This is a genomic window from Amnibacterium sp. (assembly GCF_036559085.1).
Lineage (GTDB): Bacteria > Actinomycetota > Actinomycetes > Actinomycetales > Microbacteriaceae > Amnibacterium.
Window position 1 is genome coordinate 30,642 of record NZ_DATBTU010000023.1, and the last position, 19,331, is coordinate 49,972.

Here is a 19,331-nt window from a genome sequence, read left to right on the forward strand (position 1 = left end):
TGGCAAGACCGCTCGGACGGGACCTCAGCGACCGAGGCCCTCGGGGATCACCAGGCGCGCGCCGGCGGCCACCTGCGCGCCGGAGAGCCCGTTCGCCTGCTCGAGCTGCGCCACGGTGTCCCGCGGGTCGTCGGCGGGAGCGAGCCGCTCGGCGATCGTCCAGAGCGTCTCGCCGTCCCCGACGACGACCGAGCCGCGGGTGGTCGCGGTGTCGGCCTGGGCGAACGGCGCCGAGACGCCCACGAAGGCGGAGCTGAGCGCGAGGACCGCCGGGAGCACGACCAGGACGATCCGGCCGCGACGGGTGAGCCGCAGCCGGCCCTGCTTCGACGCCGCTCGGTGGGCGACGACGGTCCGAGAGGCAGCGGGCGCCGCGACCGGCCGGGCGGACGCCACCGGGATGCGCTGGGCGCACGTGGCGCCGCCCCGGACGGCGGTGCGCCGGACGGCCACCGGCGCGTACTCGATCCAGTCGTTCTCCACCGTGATCACGGCGATCCCCTTCCGCTCGGTCCCCCTGGAATCGAACATAGGTTCGAACCCGGGCTGATGCAAGCATCTTCGAACACGGGTCGGACAGCGCCCGACACGGGTCGAACATCCGTTTGATACCGCCCCCGGATCCCGGTACCATCGGAGACGACGAGCCGCGTGCACCGACACGCACGCGAGCGCCTGGAGGACGACCGATGGCCGAGCAGCCCGAGACCCGAGCCGTCGCAGCAGGCACCCGCCGCCGACGCTCCCTGAGCGACAAGCAGATGGCGATCCTCGAGGTCATCCAGCGGTCGGTCGCGAGCAGGGGGTACCCGCCGAGCATGCGGGAGATCGGCGACGCGGTCGGCCTCGCGTCGCTGTCGAGCGTGACCCATCAGCTGAAGCAGCTCGAGCTGTCCGGCTACCTCCGCCGCGACCCGAAGCGCCCGCGGGCGCTCGAGGTCGTCATCGGGGTGCCGATGTCGGAGAGCGACGTCCCGTCGACCGTGCCGGTCGGCGACGCCGCCATGGTGCCGCTCGTCGGCCGCATCGCGGCCGGTGTGCCGATCACCGCGGAGCAGCAGATCGACGAGGTCTTCCCGCTCCCGCGGCAGCTCGTGGGCAAGGGCGAGCTGTTCATGCTGAAGGTCGTCGGCGAGTCGATGATCGACGCCGCCATCTGCGACGGGGACTGGGTCGTCGTGCGCACGCAGAAGACGGCCGAGAACGGCGAGATCGTCGCGGCGATGCTCGACGGCGAGGCGACGGTCAAGGTGCTGCGGCAGCGGGACGGCCACACCTGGCTGCTGCCCCGCAACAGCGCGTTCGAGCCGATCCTCGGCGACGACGCCGAGCTGCTCGGCAAGGTCGTCGCCATCCTCCGCGCGGTCTGACGCCACCGGTCCGACCTCGACACCGGGCCACTTCGGGCAGCACGGGGGTCCGATGACGCCCGGGTGCGCGCGAACCGGCCCGGCCGCCTATGCGGGCAAGGTGTTGACGGCGTGGACGCCGGTCGCCCAGAGGTACTGCACCGCGTGCGCGCGGTAGGGCGACCAGGCTCTCGAGCGCCGCTCGAGTGCCGCGGGACGGTCCGGCAGGCCGAGGCGCCGGGCGGCGAGGACCACGCCGAGGTCGCCGGCGAGGAACGCATCCGGATCGGCGAGCGCCCGCATGCGGACGGTATCGGCGGTCCACGGCCCGACGCCGGGCAACGCCAGCATGGCGGCGCGGACGTCGGCCGCCGGCTGCCTGAGATCGACCGACCCGTCCGCGAGGGCGGCGGCGACCGTGAGGACCGTGCGGCGCCGCGCCTCCGGCATCCGCAGCACCTCGCGCGCCTCGTCCGCGCGGGCGAGCAGCGCCGGCGCCTCGGGGAAGAGATGGGTGAGGCCGCCGACCGGCTCCGGCAGCGGCTCCCCCACCGCGGCGACGAGGCGGCCCGTCAGGGTGCGGGCGGCCGCCGTCGCGATCTGCTGGCCGAGGACGGCCCGCAGCACCATCGCCGCGGGATCGAGCGTGCCCGGCACGCGCCGCCCCGGCGCCTCGGCCACGAGCGGTGCGAGCGCCGGATCCGCGCTCAGGACCGACCCCATCCGGGCCGGATCGAGGTCCAGGTCGAGCAGGCGGCGGACGCGGACCTCCGCATCCGCGGCGTCCGCCGGCTCGGTGAGGAGCAGCTCGACCTCGACCGCATCGCCGGCCGGCGGCGCCACGGCGACGACGGCCGGACCGCCCGCGAGCCGGACCGCCGACCGGTAGGCGCCGTCGCGCCACTCCTCGACGCCGGGGACCGCCGTCGCGGCGAGATGCCCGAAGAGGTTCGACGGCTCGAGCGGCGCCGTGAACGGCAGCCGGAGGCGCGCCTGGTGCACCTCAGGCGCCGGCGAGGCTGAACCGGCGCCGGTAGGCCTGCGGGCTCGTGCCGAGCACGGTCGTGAAGTGATGACGCAGCACCCCGCCGGTCCCGAAGCCCACGGTCCGCGCCACCTCGTCGACCGGGAGGTCCGCCGTCTCCAGCAGGTGCTGCGCGCGGCGCAGGCGCTGGCGGACGACCCAGGCCGCCGGGGTGGTCCCGGTCTCCTCGCGGAAGCGTCGCGCGAAGGTGCGGGGCGACATGAGCGCCCGGCGCGCCAGCACCTCGACGGAGAGGTCCTCGTCGAGGTGTGCCTGCGCCCAGTCGAGCAGCGCGGCGAGCGAGTCCGCCTCGCGCTCCGGCACGGGCAGCGCGATGTACTGCGCCTGGCCTCCGTCGCGCTGCGGCGGCACGACCATGCGCCGCGCGATGACGTTGGCCGCCGCGGCACCGAGCTCGCGCCGCACGATGTGCAGCGAGGCGTCGATGGCGGATGCGGTGCCCGCCGACGTCACGATCTTCTCGTCCTCCACGAACAGGACGTCGGGATCGACCCGGGTCGCGGGCCGGAACGCCTGCAGCCGGGCCGCGTGGCGCCAATGCGTCGTGCTCGGCCGCCCGTCGAGCAGCCCCGAGGCCGCGAGGACGAAGGCTCCGCTGCAGACGCTGAGCACCCAGGCGCCTCGGTCGTGGGCGGCGCGCAGCACGTCGAGCACGCGCTCGTCCGCGTGCCGCAGATCGTCGAGGGCCGGCACAGCCACGAGGTCGGCGTCGGCCGCGTCCTCGAGCCCGCGCTCCACGGTGATGGAGAGCCCGTGCTGGAAGGGGATGGGGCCGGGGTCGGCCGTCACGACGCGGAAGTCGATCGGCGGCACGCCGTCGTCGGTGCGGTCGACGCCGAACACCTCGCAGAGCACCCCGAACTCGAACGGGCTCATGGTGGGGACGGCGAGCACAGCGACGCGACGAAGCATCGACCCAGTCTGGCAGAAAGGCGACGAACTTGGCATTCCTGCCACTCGTGGCCGGATCATGGCGGTCGTAGCGTTCCTGCCATGATCGTCCTGCTGCTCGTGCTCCTGCTGCTCACCGTCGCCGGGATCGCCGGCTCGATCGTCGCCGTCCGCTCGGACGGCTACGGGCCGCGGCCGGCGCGAGGGGACCGGTTCGTCTCCTCGCGCCGGTGGATCTGAGCGATCAGACCAGGTAGGGCTCGAGCGCGGCCCGCTCGCCGTCGCCGACGAGCGCGTTGATCCGCGTGCCGGCCTCCTCGTACACGGTCGCGAGCACGCGCCCGCGCTCGTGCAGCAGCGACACGAGGTCGCCGCGCTCGAAGGGCACGACGGCGGTGATCTCGTGGGCGGGCAGCGGGATCAGCGCGCCGATGGTGGCGAGCAGCTCCTCGATGCCCTCGCCGGTGCGCGCCGAGACGAACGCCGCGGTGGGCTCGAGGCCGCGCAGCACCATCCGGGTCGCGTCGTCGACGAGGTCGGCCTTGTTGAACACGATGAGCTCGGGCACGTCGTTCGCACCGACCTCCGCGATCACCTGACGGACCGTCGCGATCTGCCCCGCGGGGTCCTGCGTGCCGGCGTCGACGACGTGGAGCACGAGATCCGCGCCTTCCACCTCCTCGAGCGTGGAGCGGAATGCCTCGACGAGCTGGTGCGGCAGGTTCCGCACGAACCCGACGGTGTCGGTGAGCGTGTAGGGGCGCCCATCGGGCGTCTCGGTGCGGCGCACCGTGGTGTCGAGCGTCGCGAACAAGGCGTTCTCGACGAGCGCGCCGGCCCGGGTGATCCGGTTCAGCAGGCTCGACTTGCCGGCGTTCGTGTAGCCGGCGATCGCGACCGACGGGATGCCGGTGCGCTCGCGGTTCTGGCGCTTCACCGAGCGCGCGGGGGCCATGTCACCGATCTCGCGGCGCAGCTTCGCCATCCGCGAGTGGATGCGCCGCCGGTCGAGCTCGATCTTCGTCTCACCGGGGCCGCGGGAGCCCATACCGGCACCCGCGCCGCCCACCTGACCACCGGCCTGGCGGGACATCGACTCACCCCATCCACGCAGGCGCGGGAGCAGGTACTGCAGCTGCGCGAGCTCGACCTGGGCCTTGCCCTCGCGGCTCTTCGCGTGCTGGCTGAAGATGTCGAGGATCACCGCGGTGCGGTCGATCACCTTCACCTTCACGACGTCCTCGAGCGCGCGCCGCTGGCTCGGGGCCAGCTCGGTGTCGGCGATCACGGTGTCGGCGCCGACGAGCCGCACGACGTCGCGGAGCTCCTCCGCCTTGCCGCTGCCCAGGTACGTGGAGGGGTCCGGATGCGGGCGGCGCTGCATCAGCCCGTCGAGCACCACCGCGCCGGCCGTCTCGGCGAGCGCGGCGAGCTCGCGCAGCGACTGCTCCGCGTCGGCCTGCCCGCGCGAGTAGACGCCGATCAGCACGACCCGCTCGAGCCGCAGCTGCCGGTACTCGACCTCGGTGACGTCCTCGAGCTCGGTGGAGAGCCCGGTGACGCGCTTCAGCGCCTGGCGCTCCTCGAGGTCGAACTGCTCGCCGTCGAAGTCCTGCGCCTCGAACGCGCCGTCGGCGGTGGTGTTCAGGGTTTCCGTCACGAAAGACCTTTCGATGTTGGTTGAATCCATGTCATGGCCGATGAGCACTACTTCAGTGCCCAGCCGAGCTCGGAGGAGCGGCCGCGGACGATCCGCGTCACGCTGGCGGGGAAGGACCTGGAGCTGCGGACCCAGGGCGGGGTGTTCAGCCCGGAGCGGCTCGACAGCGGCACGGCCGTGCTGCTGTCGCGCGTGCCCGCGCCGCCGACGGCCGGGGCCGTGCTCGACCTCGGCTGCGGGTGGGGTCCGATCGCGATCGCGATGAAGCTGCGTTCTCCTCAGGCGGATGTGTGGGCGGTGGACGTGAACGAGCGCGCCCTCGCGCTCGCTGCCGACAACGCCCGAATCGCCGGCATCAGTATCAAGAGCGCATCGCCCCAGGATATTCCGGACGATCTGCGGTTCGCCACCATCTGGTCCAACCCCCCGATCCGCATCGGGAAGCCGGCCCTGCACGCGCTCCTCGAGCAGTGGCTGCCGCGGCTGGAGCCCGGCGCGTCGGCCTGGCTCGTCGTCGCGAAGCAGCTCGGGGGCGACTCGTTGCAGGACTGGATCGCCGAGCGGTTCGCTGCCGACGGCCTCACGGTGCGCCGCGCGGCGACCGACCGCGGCTACCGGGTGCTCGAGGTGCGCAGCGGCCCGGGCCACTCGCCCGAGTAGACGAGCTCCGCGGGGCCCGACAGCTCCACGTGCTCGCCGTCGTCGGCGGCCAGCATCCGGACGCCGAGCTCGCCGCCGGGCACGGCGACCCGCCAGACGGACGGTGCGGCGAGACCCGCCCAGCTGCGCGCGGCGAGGGCCGCCGCGGCCGCACCGGTGCCGCAGGACAGCGTCTCGCCGCTGCCCCGCTCGTGCACGCGCATGCGGATGCGGCCGACGCCCTCCTGGACGAGCGGGTCGGCCGGATGGACGAGCTCGACGTTCGCGCCCGCGGGCGGCTCCGGCTCGAGGCGGGGCGGACGCGTGAGGTCCGCCGCGTCGAGCTCGTCGCCGTCGGCGAGGGCGACCACGACATGGGGGTTCGGCACCGTCACCGCGAGGCCGGGCCGCGCGACCTGCACGCCGGGCACCTGCACGAGGACCTCGGGGCCGCCGAGCGCGTATCCGCCGAGATCGACGGCGAACCCGGTGCCGTCGCGGCGCACCGGGCGGACGCCGCCGCGGGTGGCGATCCTCAGGGCACCGCCGTCGGGCAGCGTCGCGAGTCCCTCCGCGAGCAGGAACGCCGTGAACACGCGGATGCCGTTGCCGCACATCTCCGCGGCGGAGCCGTCGGCGTTGCGGTAGTCCATGAACCACTCCACCTCGGGGTCGCCCACGGCGATCGCAGCGCCTTCAGCGTCGGCGGCGGCGCGGACCGCCCGGAGCACGCCGTCGGCGCCGACGCCGAACCGGCGGTCGCAGAGCCGGGCGATCTCGCTCGGCGCGAGGTCCTGCTCGCCGTCCGGGTCGGCGATGAGCACGAAGTCGTTGCCGGTGCCGTGACCCTTGGTGAAGCGGAGACCGGCCATCCCGCCAGCCTAGATCGCGGCCGGACCGGTCCCGGCCGCCTCGAGTGCCGTCAGCACGACGCCGGCAGCGGCGGGATCGGCGCCGTCGACGCGGATCGCGTCGTCGTCCCGGCCGAACCAGGCGCGCTGCCGGCGGACCATCCGCCAGGTGAGCCTGATCGTGTCCTCGAGGCCCTCCTCGACCGACAGGTCGCCCCGGAGCACGGCCAGGGCCTGCGCGTAGCCGACCGCGCGGGCCGCGGTGGTCGCCTCGGCCAGGCCGTTCGGAAGCAGGTGGCGGACCTCGTCGAGCAGGCCGCCCGCCCACATCCGCCGCGCGCGCTCGGCGAGCCGCTGCTGCAGCACCGCCCCGTCGGCATCGACGGTGACCCGCACGGCGGGCGCCCACCACGCGCCCTGGTCGGGCAGGGAGGCCGCGTAGGGCCGTCCGGTGAGGGTGACGACCTCGAGCGCGCGGATGACGCGGCGCAGGTTGCCGGATGGGATGCGGCCGGCGGCGACCGGATCCGCCTCCGCGAGCCGCCGCCAGATCGCGTCGGGGCCGAGCTGGTCGGCCTGCTGCTCGAGGTCGGCTCGGAGCTCCGGGTCCGTCGCGGGGAAGTCGAGCTCGCGCAGCACCGCCTCCACGTAGAGGCCGGAGCCCCCGACGAGCAGCGGGACGGCGCCGCGGGCCTCGATGTCACGGACGGCGGCGCGTGCGGCGTCCCGGTAGGCGACGACCGACGCCGTCTCGGTGACGTCCCAGAGGTCGAAGCAGTGGTGCGGGATCCCGCGGCGGTCGGCGACCGGCAGCTTGGCCGTGCCGATGTCCATGCCGCGGTAGAGCTGCATCGCGTCCGCGTTGACGACCTCGGCCGAGCCGCCGGCGGCGGCGATCGCCTCCGCCACGTCGAGGGAGAGCGAGGTCTTGCCGGTGCCCGTCGCCCCGCCGAGCAGGACGATCACAGCCGCGTCATGGGCGGCGCAGCGCGGGCAGGCCGAGGGAGATCGCCCGGCCGCCGGGCGCGGGGACGTGGACCGCGCAGGAGGCGGCTTCCCTGGCGTCCCAGGCGTCGCCGGCACGGGTGCGTTCGATGCGGACGGGCTCCCCCGCCGGCACGTCGGCGATGAGGAACGCCGGCGCCGATGCCGTCACGCGGGCGGTGACGAGGTCGCCTGGCCGCGGGGCCCGGGCACCCTCGGGCAGGCCGACGTGCACGAGGCGGTTGTCGGCGGCGCGGCCGGAGAGGCGGTACGTCGCCGCGTCCTTGCGGCCCTCGCCGGTACCGACGAGCACCTCGACCTCGGTGCCGACGAGGGCGCGGTTGCCCTCCGCGGACATCCGCTCCTGGAGGGCGAGCAGCCGCTCGTAGCGCTCCTGCACGACCTCCTTCGGCACCTGGTCGTCCATGGTCGCCGCGGGCGTGCCCGGGCGGATGGAGTACTGGAAGGTGAAGGCGGACGCGAAGCGGGATGCCTCGACGACGTCGAGCGTGGCCTGGAAGTCCTCCTCCGTCTCGCCGGGGAACCCCACGATGAGGTCGGTGGTGATCGCCGCGTGCGGGATGCGCTCGCGCACGGCGTCGAGGATGCGCAGGTAGCGGTCCGCGCGGTAGGAGCGGCGCATCGCCTTCAGCACCCGGTCGGAGCCGGACTGCAGCGGCATGTGCAGCTGCGGCATGACCACGGCGGTCTCGGCCATCGCGTCGATCACGTCGGGCGTGAAGGCGGCGGGGTGCGGGCTGGTGAAGCGCACGCGGCGGAGGCCGTCGATCGATCCTGTGGCGCGGAGCAGCTTGCCGAACGCCTGGCGGTCGCCGAACTGCACGCCGTAGGAGTTCACGTTCTGGCCGAGGAGCGTGACCTCGATGGCGCCGTCGTCGACGAGGGCCTGGATCTCGGCCAGCACGTCGCCCGGCCGGCGGTCCTGCTCCTTGCCGCGCAGCGACGGGACGATGCAGAACGTGCAGGTGTTGTTGCAGCCGACGGAGATCGACACCCATCCGCTGTAGGTCGACTCGCGCTTCGTCGGCAGCGTCGAGGGGAACACCTCGAGGGCCTCGAGGATCTCGATCTCGGCCTGCGCGTTGTGCCGCGCGCGATCGAGCAGCCCGGGCAGCGACCCGAGGTTGTGGGTGCCGAAGACGACGTCGACCCAGGGGGCGCGCTCGAGCAGCACCGACTTGTCCTTCTGGGCGAGGCAGCCGCCGACGGCGATCTGCATGCCCTCGTGCTCCCGCTTCACGGAGGCGAGGTGGCCGAGGTTGCCGTAGAGCCGGTTGTCGGCGTTCTCGCGCACCGCACAGGTGTTGATCACGACGACGTCGGCCTGCTCGCCGGCGGGTGCGGCGACGTAGCCGGCCGCCTCGAGGGAGCCGGCGAGGCGCTCGGAGTCGTGCACGTTCATCTGGCAGCCGTAGGTCCGCACCTCGTAGGTGCGGGCCGGCGCGGTCAGGGTCATGCCAGCAGTGTAGGAACCGGCCCGGCCGTCAGCCGCGGCGGGCGCGCTCGAGGGCGTCCCGCGCGGCGCTGCGCAGCGACGAGCCGCCGTAGCCGCGCCGCATGAGGTAGGCGGTCAACCGGCGCTCGGCGACGTCATCGGGCAGCGAGGCGAGCCGCCGTGCGCGGTCGTCGGCGACCTCCTGCAGCCGCTCGTCGACGGCCTCGTCGTCCTCGGCGTTCGCCGCGATGGCGGCGTCGATGACGGCCTGGGGCAGGTTGCGGGCACGGAGCGCGGGTCGCAGCGCGCCGTCCCCGAGCCCCTTGCGCTCCCGGAGTGACCGCACGAGGCGGTCGGCGAGGGCGGCGTCGTCCACGAGACCGGCGCCCTTCAGGCGGTCGAGCTCGGCCTCCACGTCGGCCTCGTCGAGGCCGCGGGCGAGCAGCTTCGCGCGGAGCTCGCCCTCGGAGGCGTCGTGCCTCGTCAAGGCCGCGAGGGCGACGTTCTCGGCCCGGCGCGACGCCCGCCGCTCGGCCGCCGGCGGCTCGGGCTCGACCGCCGCCGGGGCGTCGGGCCCGAGCACGGGGACGGCCCAGCCGGGCTCGCCGGAACCGGACGCGGCCGGTTCCGGCGACGGCCCCTGCTCCGGCGGCTCGCTGCCGGGGAAGTAGCGCAGGACTCCCATCGGCTACGCGCGGCGCGCCTGCAGCTTGGCCTCGATGGGCTCGACCGGAGCCGCCGCCTGCGCGGCCTGCGCCTGCTGGGCGTTCGCACCGATGCCGAGCTTCGCGAGGATCTTCGTCTCGATCTCCTGGGCGACCTCGGGGTTCTTCAGCAGGAAGTCGCGGGCCTTCTCCTTGCCCTGCCCGAGCTGGTCGCCGTCGTAGGTGTACCAGGCGCCCGACTTCTTCACGATGCCGTGCTCCACACCGAAGTCGATCAGGCTGCCCTCGCGGGAGATGCCGACGCCGTAGAGGATGTCGAACTCGGCCTGCTTGAACGGCGGGGCCATCTTGTTCTTCACGACCTTGACGCGGGTGCGGTTGCCGACCGCGTCCGTGCCGTCCTTCAGGGTCTCGATGCGCCGGATGTCGAGCCGCACGGAGGCGTAGAACTTCAGCGCCTTGCCGCCCGCCGTGGTCTCCGGGCTGCCGAAGAACACACCGATCTTCTCGCGGAGCTGGTTGATGAAGATCATCGTCGTCTGCGTCTGGTTGAGCCCACCGGTCAGCTTGCGAAGGGCCTGCGACATGAGGCGCGCCTGCAGGCCGACGTGGCTGTCGCCCATCTCACCCTCGATCTCGGCCCGCGGCACGAGCGCCGCGACGGAGTCGATCACGATCAGGTCGATGGACCCGGATCGGATCAGCATGTCGGCGATCTCGAGCGCCTGCTCACCCGTGTCGGGCTGGGAGACGAGGAGCGCGTCGATGTCGACACCGAGCTTCTTCGCGTACTCGGGGTCGAGGGCGTGCTCCGCGTCGATGAAGGCGGCGATGCCGCCGGCCCGCTGCGCGTTGGCGATCGCGTGCAGCGTGAGCGTGGTCTTGCCGGACGACTCCGGGCCGTAGATCTCGACGATGCGCCCGCGCGGCAGGCCGCCGATGCCGAGGGCGACGTCGAGCGCGATCGATCCGGTCGGGATGACCGCGACGGGTGCGCGCTCGTCGCTGCCGAGGCGCATGACCGAGCCCTTGCCGAACTGGCGGTCGATCTGGGCGAGCGCGGTCTCGAGGGACTTCTCGCGGTCGGTGGTGGATGGCATTGCAGGTCTCCTCGTTCGTGGCGCTGAGCGCGCCGTCGGCTGCCCATCGGCTGTCGGTCCGACATGTCGGGCGACAGGGCTGGCGGTGCGTCCGCCGGTCGGAAGCGACAGTACGTGCGGCCACCGACAGCGCTTCGGCGCCGCAGGCGCCCGCCGGAGAACCGGCCTCCGGGAGCGCCTGTGGAGGAGACTACGCCGCGTCGAACAGGGGTTCGAGGGACACGCCGAGAACCGGCCGTCGAAGCGGAGACAGGTTCGAGTGGACCGAGCGCGCCCGTCGGTCGTCGCGACCTGCAGTCGCGTCGAGCAGAGCGCTTGTCGCGCCGTTCCGGAGAAACCGGACGACACACCGGCGCCGCGCCGCGGATCGCGGCGTGTCGCGCAGGAACTCCGGAACGGCGCGATTCCGGGTGCGGCGTGAGGTGGACGGGATGGAGAAGTCGAAGCTCAGCGCCTGCTGCGTGCGACCTCGCGCCCGCGGCCGTGCCAACGCTCCGGCGGCACGTCGTTGGCCTTGCAGAGGGCGCCCCAGACGTCAGCGGCCGGCACGCCCTCGTCGAGGGCGCGGGCGGCGGTGCGGCCGTCGAGCACGTCGATGACGAGCTCGTTCACCAGCACGCGGCCGTGCGTCTCGCCGAACTCCTCGTCGACGGCTCGCCGGAACTCGCTGATCTTCATCGCGGCAGCGGCCGACCGATCAGTGCGCCACCAGGTCGGGGCGGCGGTCGCCGGAACGGCCGAACCGCTCGCCGAAGTCCGCGGGCAGCGCATCCGGGACCTCGAGGCCCTCGAGGACCGCGAGCCGGTCGCCGACCTCGCGCATGATCACGGAGACCGGGGTGTCGAGGGCGTCGGCGACGGAGGCGAGGATCTCCGAGGAGGCCTCCTTCTGCCCGCGCTCGACCTCGGAGAGGTAGCCGAGGGCGACGGACGCCTTGCTCGCCACCTGGCGGAGGGTGCGGCCCTTCTGCAACCGGAAGTCGCGCAGCACGTCGCCGAGTTCTTGCCGTACGAGAACCATCTCTCCCCCTCCTTCTCCATCCTGGTGGCCGATCACGGGGTCCGCCCGAGGGACGGCCACTGTACCCCGCCGCGTTGGGGTCAACGGTAAGCCCCGCATCCGACACCCCGCGTGCGACCTGCGAGAAGTAACGGGATCGAAACCTGCGCTATTCCGCGTCGAGGACCGCGGAGAGGGTCTCGAGCGCCAGGCGGACGGCCGCGCTGCGGACCGCCTGCCGATCGCCTTCGAAGACGCCGGATGCGGCGATGCGGCGGCTGCCGATCGCCACGCCGACGTAGACCGTGCCCGGCGGACGGCCGCCCTGCCGATCGGGGCCGGCGACCCCGGTCGTCGCGACGCCGACGTCGGCGATCCGGCCGTGCAGGGCGAGCGCCCGGCGCACCCCGTCCGCCATCTGCCGGGCGACCTCCGGATGCACGGGACCCTCGTCCGCGAGCAGGCGGGCGTCGACGCCGAGCACCTCGTGCTTCAGGTCGGTGGCGTAGCTGATCACGCCGCCGAGGAGCACTGCGGATGCGCCCGGCACCTGCACGAAGGCGTCGGTCAGCAGTCCGCCGGTCAGGGACTCCGCGACGGCGAGCGTGCGGTCGGACTCGCGCAGCATCGCCAGCACGTCGGCCGCGCTCATCGCCGGTTGAGCCGGCGGTCGTCGAGGAAGTACTGCACCCCGGTGACGAGCGTCACGACGAGGGCGGCGGCCATGAAGACCGTGTTCACCCAGTCGACCCACGTGCCCAGCAGCTGCGGGAACGGCGCGAGGGCGAGGGTGATCGCCACGGACTGCAGCACCGTCTTCAGCTTCCCGCCCTTCGAGGCCGGGATGACCCGCTTCGACAGCACGGCGAAGCGGTAGACGGTGATGCCGACCTCGCGGACGAGGATGAGCACGGTCACCCAGATCGGCAGCTCACCGAGCACCGAGAGGGCGATGAGCGCCGCGCCGGTGAGGGCCTTGTCGGCGATCGGGTCGAGGATCTTGCCGAGGTCGGTGACGAGGTCCCGGCCCCGGGCGAGCCGGCCGTCGACGCTGTCGGTGGCGATGGCGACCACGAACAGGAGCGTGGCCAGCCATCGCAACGGCCCGTACGAGTGGCCGTCGAGGGCGAGCAGCCACAGGAACACGGGGACGAGCAGGATGCGCCCGATGGTGATGAGGTTGGCGGCGTTCCAGGTGCTCGCCGGGCCCTCGCCGGCCGAGATCATCCGCCCGCGCGCCTGGTAGCCGGTGCGCACCGCTGGGTCGTCGCCCACCCGGACCCCCTCGTGCCGCACCGTCGGCGGCGCGCCTCGACCTCAGGGTAATCCGGAAGCGTCCGACGCACTCCCACCGCTCCCGCGCAGATTTCGTGTCAATTCTCGTTGACACGAATACCGGAGGGGCGTAGACCTGCGTCGACATGGCTGCGACGAGGACGTACACGATGCGGGCGCGGTCCGCCGCGGTCGCACGCACACGCGAACGGATCCTCGCTGCCGTGATCGCACTCGGCTACGAGGACCTCGACCTCGATCCGACGCTCGAGCGCATCGCGGTCCGCGCCGGCGTCAGCGTGCAGACGGTCCTCCGGCACTTCGGGACGCGGGACGCCCTCCTCGCCGCGGCGATCGAGACCGGCCAGGTGGAGGTGGAGGCCGAGCGCGTGACGCCCGACCGCGACGCCGTCGGAGCGCTCGCCGCCCTGGTCGCCCACTACGAGCGGCGCGGCCCGTTCGCGCTGGAGATGCTCGCGCGGGAGCGGACCGACGCCCGCGCCGCTGCGGTCACGACCGGCGGCAAGCACCTGCACCGGCGGTGGGTCGAGACGGTCTTCGCGGACCGGCTTCCCGGCGGGGACCAGCGCGACGCGCTCGTCGATCTCCTCGTCGTGGCCACCGACGTCTACGCGTGGAAGCTGCTGCATCTCGACCGAGCGCTGCCGGCCGAGACGGTCGTCGCCCGCATGCGCACCATGACCGACGCGATCCTCGCGTCGCATCGATCCTGAAGGAGCAGCCATGTCCACCGTCCTCGTCGTCACGGTCGATCTCGGGGGCAACGTGCCGCCCGTGCTCGGGGTCGCGGCCGAGCTGGCCCGCCGCGGCCACCGGGTCGTGCTGCACGCCGACGAAGCCGTCCGAAGCCGAGCCGCGGATGCCGGATGCGAGCTCCTGGTCGCGGAGGGCGCCGAGTACGACCCCCTCCTGGCGCGTGGCACCGTCCGCACCCTGCGGGACATCACCCGACTCTTCGCCGACCGCGCGCGCGGGCACTCCGTCGTCGCGGCGGCCAGGACGCTCGGCGCCGACGTCGTGCTCGTCGACGCCCTGCTGACCGGCACCGCGGCGGAGGTGGAGGCCGCCGGTCTGCCGACCGTCCTGCTCGGGCACACCACCTGGGAGTACCTCCGCCGCAGCTGGGGCGGCGGCCCCGTGACCGCCGCGCTCCGACTGCGCGGCGCGGCGCCGATGCCCGTCCTCGACCGGGCCGACCGGCTGCTGCTGCTCACCGGTGGCGGGCTGGACCCGGCCGCCCCGCTTCCGGGCAACGCGCTCCGGGTCGGCGCGGTGCTGCAGGAGCCCGCTCCCGCGGCCGCGCCCACGACGCCGCCGACCGTGCTCGTGAGCCTCAGCTCGATCTGGTACCCGGGGATGCAGGAGACCCTGCAGCGGGTGCTCGACGGCCTGGGCCCGCTTGCCATCCGGGTCGAGGTCACGACCGGACGCACGATCCGGCCGGCGGCGATGCGGGCCCCGGCGAACGCGGTGCTGCACGAGTACGCGGACCACGCGCCGCTGCTCGCGCGGGCCTCGGCGGTGGTCGGTCACGGCGGTCACGCGACGACGGTGCGGGCACTCGCCCACGGCGTCCCGGTGCTCGTGCTGCCGATGCATCCGATGCTCGATCAGCCGATGATCGGCCGGGCCGTCGCGGCGTCGGGCGCCGGCCTCACGCTGCCGAAGACGGCCGCGCCTGCGGCGATCGGCGCCGCCGTCGAGCGGCTGCTCGCCGAGCCGTCCTTCGCCGCGACGGCCCGCGAGATCGCCGCCGACCTGCAGGCCCAGGACGGGGCCGCGCCGGCGGCCGACGAGGTCGAGCGGATCGCGGCCCGCGCCCATCCGGTCGTCCAGTAGCCGCGCTGCGCGAACGACGGAGAGACCGGATCCGCGGGTCGGATCCATGCCGATCCGGGCCGCTTCAGAGCGGAAGCTCCGTCGTTCGCGCAGATGCCCGGGCCGTCAGTCGCGGCCCGTGAGGCTCCAGGCGTCCTCGGACTCGCCGCCCTCGGCGTCGTCGAAGTAGTCGAGGGCCACCGGGACCGCTCCCCCGCCGCCGGAAGCCGCGCCGTTGGCCGGCATCCCCCGGATCTTCGCGAGCGCATCCGCCATGCCGTCCGGCCCGACGAGCACGTCGCGGGCCTTCGAGCCCTCGGAGGGCCCGACGATCTCGCGCGACTCCATGAGGTCCATCAGCCGGCCGGCCTTCGCGAACCCGACGCGGAGCTTGCGCTGCAGCATCGAGGTCGAGCCGAACTGGGTGGTGATGACGAGCTCGACGGCCGCGAGCAGCAGCTCCATGTCGTCGCCGATGTCGCCGTCGATCTGCTTCTTCGGGGCCTCCTCGGCCACGTCCTCGCGGTAGTCGGGGCGCGCCTGCTTCTTCACGTGCTCGACGACGCGGGCGATCTCCGCCTCGCTGACCCAGGCGCCCTGCACGCGCATGGGCTTCGAGACGCCCATCGGCAGGAAGAGCCCGTCGCCCTGGCCGAGGAGCTTGTCGGCGCCCGGCTGGTCCAGGATGACGCGGCTGTCCGTGACGCTCGTGACCGCGAACGCGAGACGGCTCGGCACGTTCGCCTTGATCAGGCCGGTGACGACGTCGACGCTCGGGCGCTGCGTGGCGAGCACGAGGTGGATCCCGGATGCGCGGGCCAGCTGCGTGATGCGGACGATCGAGTCCTCCACGTCGCGCGGCGCGACCATCATCAGGTCCGCGAGCTCGTCGACGACCACGAGCAGGTAGGGGTACGGCGCGAGCTTCCGCTGCGATCCGGCCGGCAGCACGATCTCGCCCTTGGCGACGGCGCTGTTGAAGTCGTCGACGTGACGGAACCCGAACGACTCGAGGTCGTCGTACCGCATGTCCATCTCCTTCACGACCCACTGCAGCGCCTCCGCCGCCTTCTTCGGGTTCGTGATGATGGGCGTGATCAGGTGCGGCACCCCCTGGTACGCGGTGAGCTCCACGCGCTTCGGGTCGATCAGCACCATCCGCACCTCGGACGGCTTCGCCCGCATGAGCAGGCTCGTGACCATCGAGTTGACGAAGCTCGACTTGCCGGAGCCGGTGGCGCCGGCGACGAGGAGGTGGGGCATCTTCGCGAGGTTCGCCACGACGTGGCCGCCCTCGACGTCCTTGCCCACGCCGATCGTCATCGGGTGCGTGCTCTTCGTGGCCGCGGGCGACCGGAGCACGTCGCCCAGGGTGACGATCTCCTTGTCCGCGTTCGGGATCTCGACGCCGATGGCGCTCTTGCCGGGGATCGGCGAGAGGATGCGCACCTCGTTCGAGGCGACGGCGTACGAGAGGTTCTTGCTGAGGGCCGTGACCTTCTCGACCTTGACGCCAGGGCCGAGCTCCACCTCGTAGCGGGTGACCGTCGGGCCGCGCGAGTAGCCGGTGACGGCGGCCTCGACCTTGAACTGGCTGAGCACGCTCGTGATCGCCGCGACGACCTGCTGGTTCGCCTCGGTGCTCTTCTTGGGCGGAGCGCCGGCGGCGAGCGCATGGTCGGGCGGCAGCCGGTAGGCGGCCGCGGATGCGGGCGGGCGGGAGGAGTACTCCCCCTCCTCCTCGGGCTCGTCGGCGGAAGCATGCGCCGGCGGCGAGGCCGCACCGGTGTGCGGCTCGTCGTCGAGCTCGGGCTCCTCGGCCGCGCGCTCCTCAGCGGTGGGGTCGCGGAGCAGCTCGTCGAAGGAGGCGAAGGAGAACTCGCCCTCGGGCTCCAGGTCCTCGACGGGGGCCGGCGCGGGGAGGCCCTCGCCGAGGCCGGCTCCGAGATCGGCACCCCGGTCGTTCGCCGGGTCGACGACCCCGTCGACCGACGTCGGGTCGGGCGTGATCAGCGGGTTGTCGTAGGCCGCGTCGACATGCTTGCCCTTGCCGAAGCGCCACCACGGCACGTGGTCGCCGCCGACGGGCACGTCGACCGCCTCGAGGCCGAGGTCGGCGAGGTCACCGGCGTGCAGGTCGTCCGCGACCGCATCGGGGGCCGCATCCGGCTGATCGGCGGCGGCCTTGCGGCTGCGGCGGGGCTTCGGCTCCACGGCCGGCTGCTCGGGCGCGGGGCCGGCGTCGAAGAGGTAGCGGTAGAGGTCGCCGAGGCGCTGCGGGACGCGGTGCGGCGGCGTGCGGGTCAGGACGAAGAGGCTGAGGAGGAGCACGAGGACCGCGACGAAGTCCGCCACGGCCGCGCCGCCGACGGCGAGCAGCGGCGAGGCGAGCAGCCAGCCGGCGACGCCGCCGCCCGAGCGGAGGGCGCCGACGCCGGCATCCGGCTGCGGGTTGTCCGCCCCCACCTGAAACAGCGCGGCGGCCGAGACGACGAGCAGGGCGGACCCGATGCCGATGCGGCCGTTGTCGTGCACGGACGCCGGATGGCGGAAGAGCCAGAGCGCGAGGATCGCGAGGAAGACGGGCAGCGCGACGGCCACCTGGCCGAACATGCCGCCGAAGCTGTACTGCTCGATGGTCCTGGCGACCGCGTTGGTGCGGAGGAACCACTCGACGGCCCCGCCGGCGACGGCGAGCAGGAGCAGCACGAAGGGGACGCCGTCGCGGCGCTGCTCCTTCGTGAGGGTCTCCGGCCCGAAGGCGCGGGCCGCGCCGCCGGCGACGTGCGCGACGCCGAGCCAGGCGCGCTCGACGACGGTGTCGTGCTGCTGTCCGGCCGGATAGGCCTTCGTGCGACTCGTTCCGGTCCGACCGCGGGTCGCCCTGGCCGCTGCCGGCCGTGAGCGCGTGGTCGTCCCGGCGCTCCGCGCGACGGTGGCGCGCGGCTTCCCCCGAGGATTCCCCATGCGGGCCAGGCTAGGCGGCCCCTCCGTCGGGGTGGGGCAGCCCGGCACCCCTCATCCGGGGGGCACGAGGGTCAGCGCAGGGTCTTCACCATGGTGTCGGAGTCGGTGCCGGACTCCGTCACGACGAAGCCCTCGCTCACGTAGAGGCGCCACGCGAAGTTGGCCCGCTCGACCGACAGGCTGATGCGCTGGTGGCCTGCCGCCGCGGCCTGGGTGCACGCGGTGGCGAGCAGCGCGCGGCCGAGGCCCTGGGCGCGGTGGATGGGCCGGACGCCGAGCGTCAGCTCGGGCACGCCCGGGCCGACCCAGCCGTAGCCCGCGTCGCGCTCGGGGAGCACCCGGTACCAGCAGGCGCCGAGCGGCACGCCGTGATCGTCGACCGCGACGACCCCGCCGTCGCCCGGCCGCCGCCAGCCGCGCAGGTAGCGGTTGACCTTCGGATCCGCGAGCAGCTCGACGCGGGACCGCGCGTGCGTGGCGGTCCAGTCGAAGGCCTCGACGAGCATGTCGGCGAGGAAGGGGGCGTCCGTCTGCTCGGCGGGCCGGATCCGGTGTGCCATCAGGGAGCATCCTGTCGGATCCGGCCGCGCCGCGCGCGACGGGCGCCTCAGATCGCGGTTTCGGCCGCGACGGGCGGTTTCGGGCGTCTGCGGGCGTCATCGGACGCCCGTTCCGCCCGAAGCGGCCCCTCGGCGCGACTCAGACGGCCGCGGACTCCTCTGCGAGCAGCCCGTCGATCTGGTTCATGGCGAGGGTGAGGCCCTGCTCCATGCCCATGTCGAGCATCTGCTGCAGCTGCTCGCGCGAGGCGAAGGTCGTGACGAAGCGCACGCGGGTGCCGCCGTCGACGGGGGTGAGCTCGGCGCGCATCTGCGACCAGCCCATCTCCTCGTTCGGCTCGCCCTGCTCGTCGGCGAACGCGTCGTCGACGACGAACGAGCGCGGCTCGTCGACCTCGCGCACGATCCAGATCCCGTGCGGCTGCTCGCCGGCCGGTCCGGTCATGTAGTAGTGCGAGCGGGCGCCCGGCACGAGCTCGTGCTGGATGAAGGTGGCGGGATAGCCGGGAGGGCCCCAGTGGCGCTCGAGCCGGCGCGGGTCGGCGTAGAGCGCCCAGACGCGCTCGACGTCCGCGGCGAACTCGGCCGTCACGGTCATGGTCAGGTTGTCGAGGTCCTTCTCGACGTCGAGGACGGGCATCGCTTCACTCCTTCTCCGGTGGGGCCTGCTCCTCGGCGAGGAGGGCGTCCATGGCTGCGACCCGGTGCCGCCAGAGCTGCTCGAACCGGTCGAGCAGCTCGCGCGCCTGGCGGATCCTGACGGGTTCGGCGTGCACGCGCTGCTCCCGCCCGATCCGCTCCTTGCCGACGAGACCGGCCCGCTCGAGCACCGCGACGTGCTTCTGCACGGCGGGGAGGCTCATCCGGTAGGCGCCGGCCAGGGCCGACACCGACCGCTCCCGCTCGATCACCCGGGCGAGGATGTCCCGCCGGGTGGCGTCCGCGAGCGCGTGGAAGATCAGGTCGATCTCCGCCCGCGACGGCTCCGCCTCCACAACTGCAACCATTTGGTTTCAGGTTAGACCCGGACGACGGCGCGCACAAGGGCTG

The 19,331-nt window shown here is 73.5% G+C and carries 22 protein-coding genes; 5 read left to right on the forward strand and 17 right to left on the reverse strand.

Annotation, left to right across the window (positions count from 1 at the left end):
• Window positions 1-24: 24 nt before the first annotated feature.
• On the reverse strand, window positions 25-492 hold the full coding sequence (locus tag VIG76_RS03915) for a LysM peptidoglycan-binding domain-containing protein (protein WP_331951249.1): 468 nt from the start codon (window positions 490-492) through the stop codon (window positions 25-27).
• 197 nt (window positions 493-689) lie between these two features.
• Here VIG76_RS03915 and lexA point away from each other — a divergent pair, with 197 nt between their 5' ends.
• On the forward strand, window positions 690-1,370 hold the full coding sequence (gene lexA, locus VIG76_RS03920; protein WP_331951251.1) for a transcriptional repressor LexA: 681 nt from the start codon (window positions 690-692) through the stop codon (window positions 1,368-1,370).
• Between the two features lie 87 nt (window positions 1,371-1,457).
• Here lexA and VIG76_RS03925 read toward each other — a convergent pair whose 3' ends face one another.
• Both VIG76_RS03925 and VIG76_RS03930 read right to left on the reverse strand, forming a co-directional pair.
• Complete coding sequence (locus VIG76_RS03925) at window positions 1,458-2,351, reverse strand: DNA-3-methyladenine glycosylase 2 (protein WP_331951253.1); 894 nt, start codon at window positions 2,349-2,351, stop codon at window positions 1,458-1,460.
• A 1-nt stretch (window position 2,352) separates the two neighbouring features.
• Window positions 2,353-3,306 carry a GlxA family transcriptional regulator gene (locus VIG76_RS03930; RefSeq protein ID WP_331951255.1) on the reverse strand — a complete coding sequence of 318 codons (954 nt, stop codon included), beginning with the start codon at window positions 3,304-3,306 and terminating at the stop codon, window positions 2,353-2,355.
• Between the two features lie 81 nt (window positions 3,307-3,387).
• Between VIG76_RS03930 and VIG76_RS03935 the strand changes: the two genes are divergently transcribed.
• Window positions 3,388-3,525: a hypothetical protein gene (locus VIG76_RS03935; RefSeq protein WP_331951257.1), complete on the forward strand. Its 138-nt coding sequence runs from the start codon at window positions 3,388-3,390 to the stop codon at window positions 3,523-3,525.
• A gap of 4 nt (window positions 3,526-3,529) precedes the next feature.
• On the opposite strand, the gene hflX is transcribed toward VIG76_RS03935, so the two are convergent.
• On the reverse strand, window positions 3,530-4,975 hold the full coding sequence (hflX, locus tag VIG76_RS03940) for a GTPase HflX (protein WP_414640604.1): 1,446 nt from the start codon (window positions 4,973-4,975) through the stop codon (window positions 3,530-3,532).
• A 3-nt stretch (window positions 4,976-4,978) separates the two neighbouring features.
• On the opposite strand from hflX, the gene VIG76_RS03945 reads away from it, so the two are divergent.
• Window positions 4,979-5,605 (forward strand): class I SAM-dependent methyltransferase, encoded by a 627-nt coding sequence (locus tag VIG76_RS03945; protein WP_331951261.1) that lies wholly within the window; start codon window positions 4,979-4,981, stop codon window positions 5,603-5,605.
• Here the strand turns inward: VIG76_RS03945 and dapF are convergent.
• The 9 genes from dapF to pgsA form a co-directional block, all read right to left on the reverse strand.
• Complete coding sequence (dapF, locus tag VIG76_RS03950) at window positions 5,557-6,456, reverse strand: diaminopimelate epimerase (RefSeq protein WP_331951263.1); 900 nt, start codon at window positions 6,454-6,456, stop codon at window positions 5,557-5,559. The genes VIG76_RS03945 and dapF overlap by 49 nt on opposite strands.
• Window positions 6,457-6,465: 9 nt before the next feature.
• Window positions 6,466-7,401, reverse strand: coding sequence for a tRNA (adenosine(37)-N6)-dimethylallyltransferase MiaA (miaA, locus tag VIG76_RS03955; RefSeq protein WP_331951265.1), 936 nt, complete (start codon window positions 7,399-7,401; stop codon window positions 6,466-6,468).
• 7 nt (window positions 7,402-7,408) lie between these two features.
• Complete coding sequence (gene miaB / locus VIG76_RS03960) at window positions 7,409-8,896, reverse strand: tRNA (N6-isopentenyl adenosine(37)-C2)-methylthiotransferase MiaB (protein WP_331951267.1); 1,488 nt, start codon at window positions 8,894-8,896, stop codon at window positions 7,409-7,411.
• A gap of 28 nt (window positions 8,897-8,924) precedes the next feature.
• On the reverse strand, window positions 8,925-9,560 hold the full coding sequence (locus VIG76_RS03965) for a regulatory protein RecX (RefSeq protein ID WP_331951269.1): 636 nt from the start codon (window positions 9,558-9,560) through the stop codon (window positions 8,925-8,927).
• A gap of 3 nt (window positions 9,561-9,563) precedes the next feature.
• Entirely contained in the window at window positions 9,564-10,640 is a 1,077-nt protein-coding gene (gene recA / locus VIG76_RS03970; protein WP_331951271.1) for a recombinase RecA, read from the reverse strand.
• Between the two features lie 447 nt (window positions 10,641-11,087).
• On the reverse strand, window positions 11,088-11,318 hold the full coding sequence (locus tag VIG76_RS03975) for a DUF3046 domain-containing protein (protein ID WP_331951273.1): 231 nt from the start codon (window positions 11,316-11,318) through the stop codon (window positions 11,088-11,090).
• A 19-nt stretch (window positions 11,319-11,337) separates the two neighbouring features.
• Window positions 11,338-11,661 carry a helix-turn-helix domain-containing protein gene (locus tag VIG76_RS03980; RefSeq protein WP_331951275.1) on the reverse strand — a complete coding sequence of 108 codons (324 nt, stop codon included), beginning with the start codon at window positions 11,659-11,661 and terminating at the stop codon, window positions 11,338-11,340.
• Between the two features lie 148 nt (window positions 11,662-11,809).
• Window positions 11,810-12,292 (reverse strand): CinA family protein, encoded by a 483-nt coding sequence (locus VIG76_RS03985; protein WP_331951277.1) that lies wholly within the window; start codon window positions 12,290-12,292, stop codon window positions 11,810-11,812.
• Window positions 12,289-12,915 carry a CDP-diacylglycerol--glycerol-3-phosphate 3-phosphatidyltransferase gene (pgsA, locus tag VIG76_RS03990; RefSeq protein ID WP_331951280.1) on the reverse strand — a complete coding sequence of 209 codons (627 nt, stop codon included), beginning with the start codon at window positions 12,913-12,915 and terminating at the stop codon, window positions 12,289-12,291. The genes VIG76_RS03985 and pgsA overlap by 4 nt, the downstream gene beginning before the upstream one ends.
• A gap of 224 nt (window positions 12,916-13,139) precedes the next feature.
• Between pgsA and VIG76_RS03995 the strand changes: the two genes are divergently transcribed.
• On the forward strand, window positions 13,140-13,649 hold the full coding sequence (locus tag VIG76_RS03995) for a TetR/AcrR family transcriptional regulator (RefSeq protein WP_331951282.1): 510 nt from the start codon (window positions 13,140-13,142) through the stop codon (window positions 13,647-13,649).
• A gap of 10 nt (window positions 13,650-13,659) precedes the next feature.
• Window positions 13,660-14,775 carry a glycosyltransferase gene (locus VIG76_RS04000; protein WP_331951284.1) on the forward strand — a complete coding sequence of 372 codons (1,116 nt, stop codon included), beginning with the start codon at window positions 13,660-13,662 and terminating at the stop codon, window positions 14,773-14,775.
• Window positions 14,776-14,880: 105 nt separating this feature from the next.
• On the opposite strand, the gene VIG76_RS04005 is transcribed toward VIG76_RS04000, so the two are convergent.
• The 4 genes from VIG76_RS04005 to VIG76_RS04020 form a co-directional block, all read right to left on the reverse strand.
• Complete coding sequence (locus tag VIG76_RS04005; protein WP_331951286.1) at window positions 14,881-17,721, reverse strand: FtsK/SpoIIIE family DNA translocase; 2,841 nt, start codon at window positions 17,719-17,721, stop codon at window positions 14,881-14,883.
• Between the two features lie 71 nt (window positions 17,722-17,792).
• Entirely contained in the window at window positions 17,793-18,281 is a 489-nt protein-coding gene (locus VIG76_RS04010; RefSeq protein WP_331951288.1) for a GNAT family N-acetyltransferase, read from the reverse strand.
• 139 nt (window positions 18,282-18,420) lie between these two features.
• Entirely contained in the window at window positions 18,421-18,921 is a 501-nt protein-coding gene (locus tag VIG76_RS04015; RefSeq protein WP_331951290.1) for an SRPBCC family protein, read from the reverse strand.
• Between the two features lie 4 nt (window positions 18,922-18,925).
• Window positions 18,926-19,288, reverse strand: coding sequence for an ArsR/SmtB family transcription factor (locus tag VIG76_RS04020; RefSeq protein ID WP_331951292.1), 363 nt, complete (start codon window positions 19,286-19,288; stop codon window positions 18,926-18,928).
• Between the last annotated feature and the right edge of the window lie 43 nt (window positions 19,289-19,331).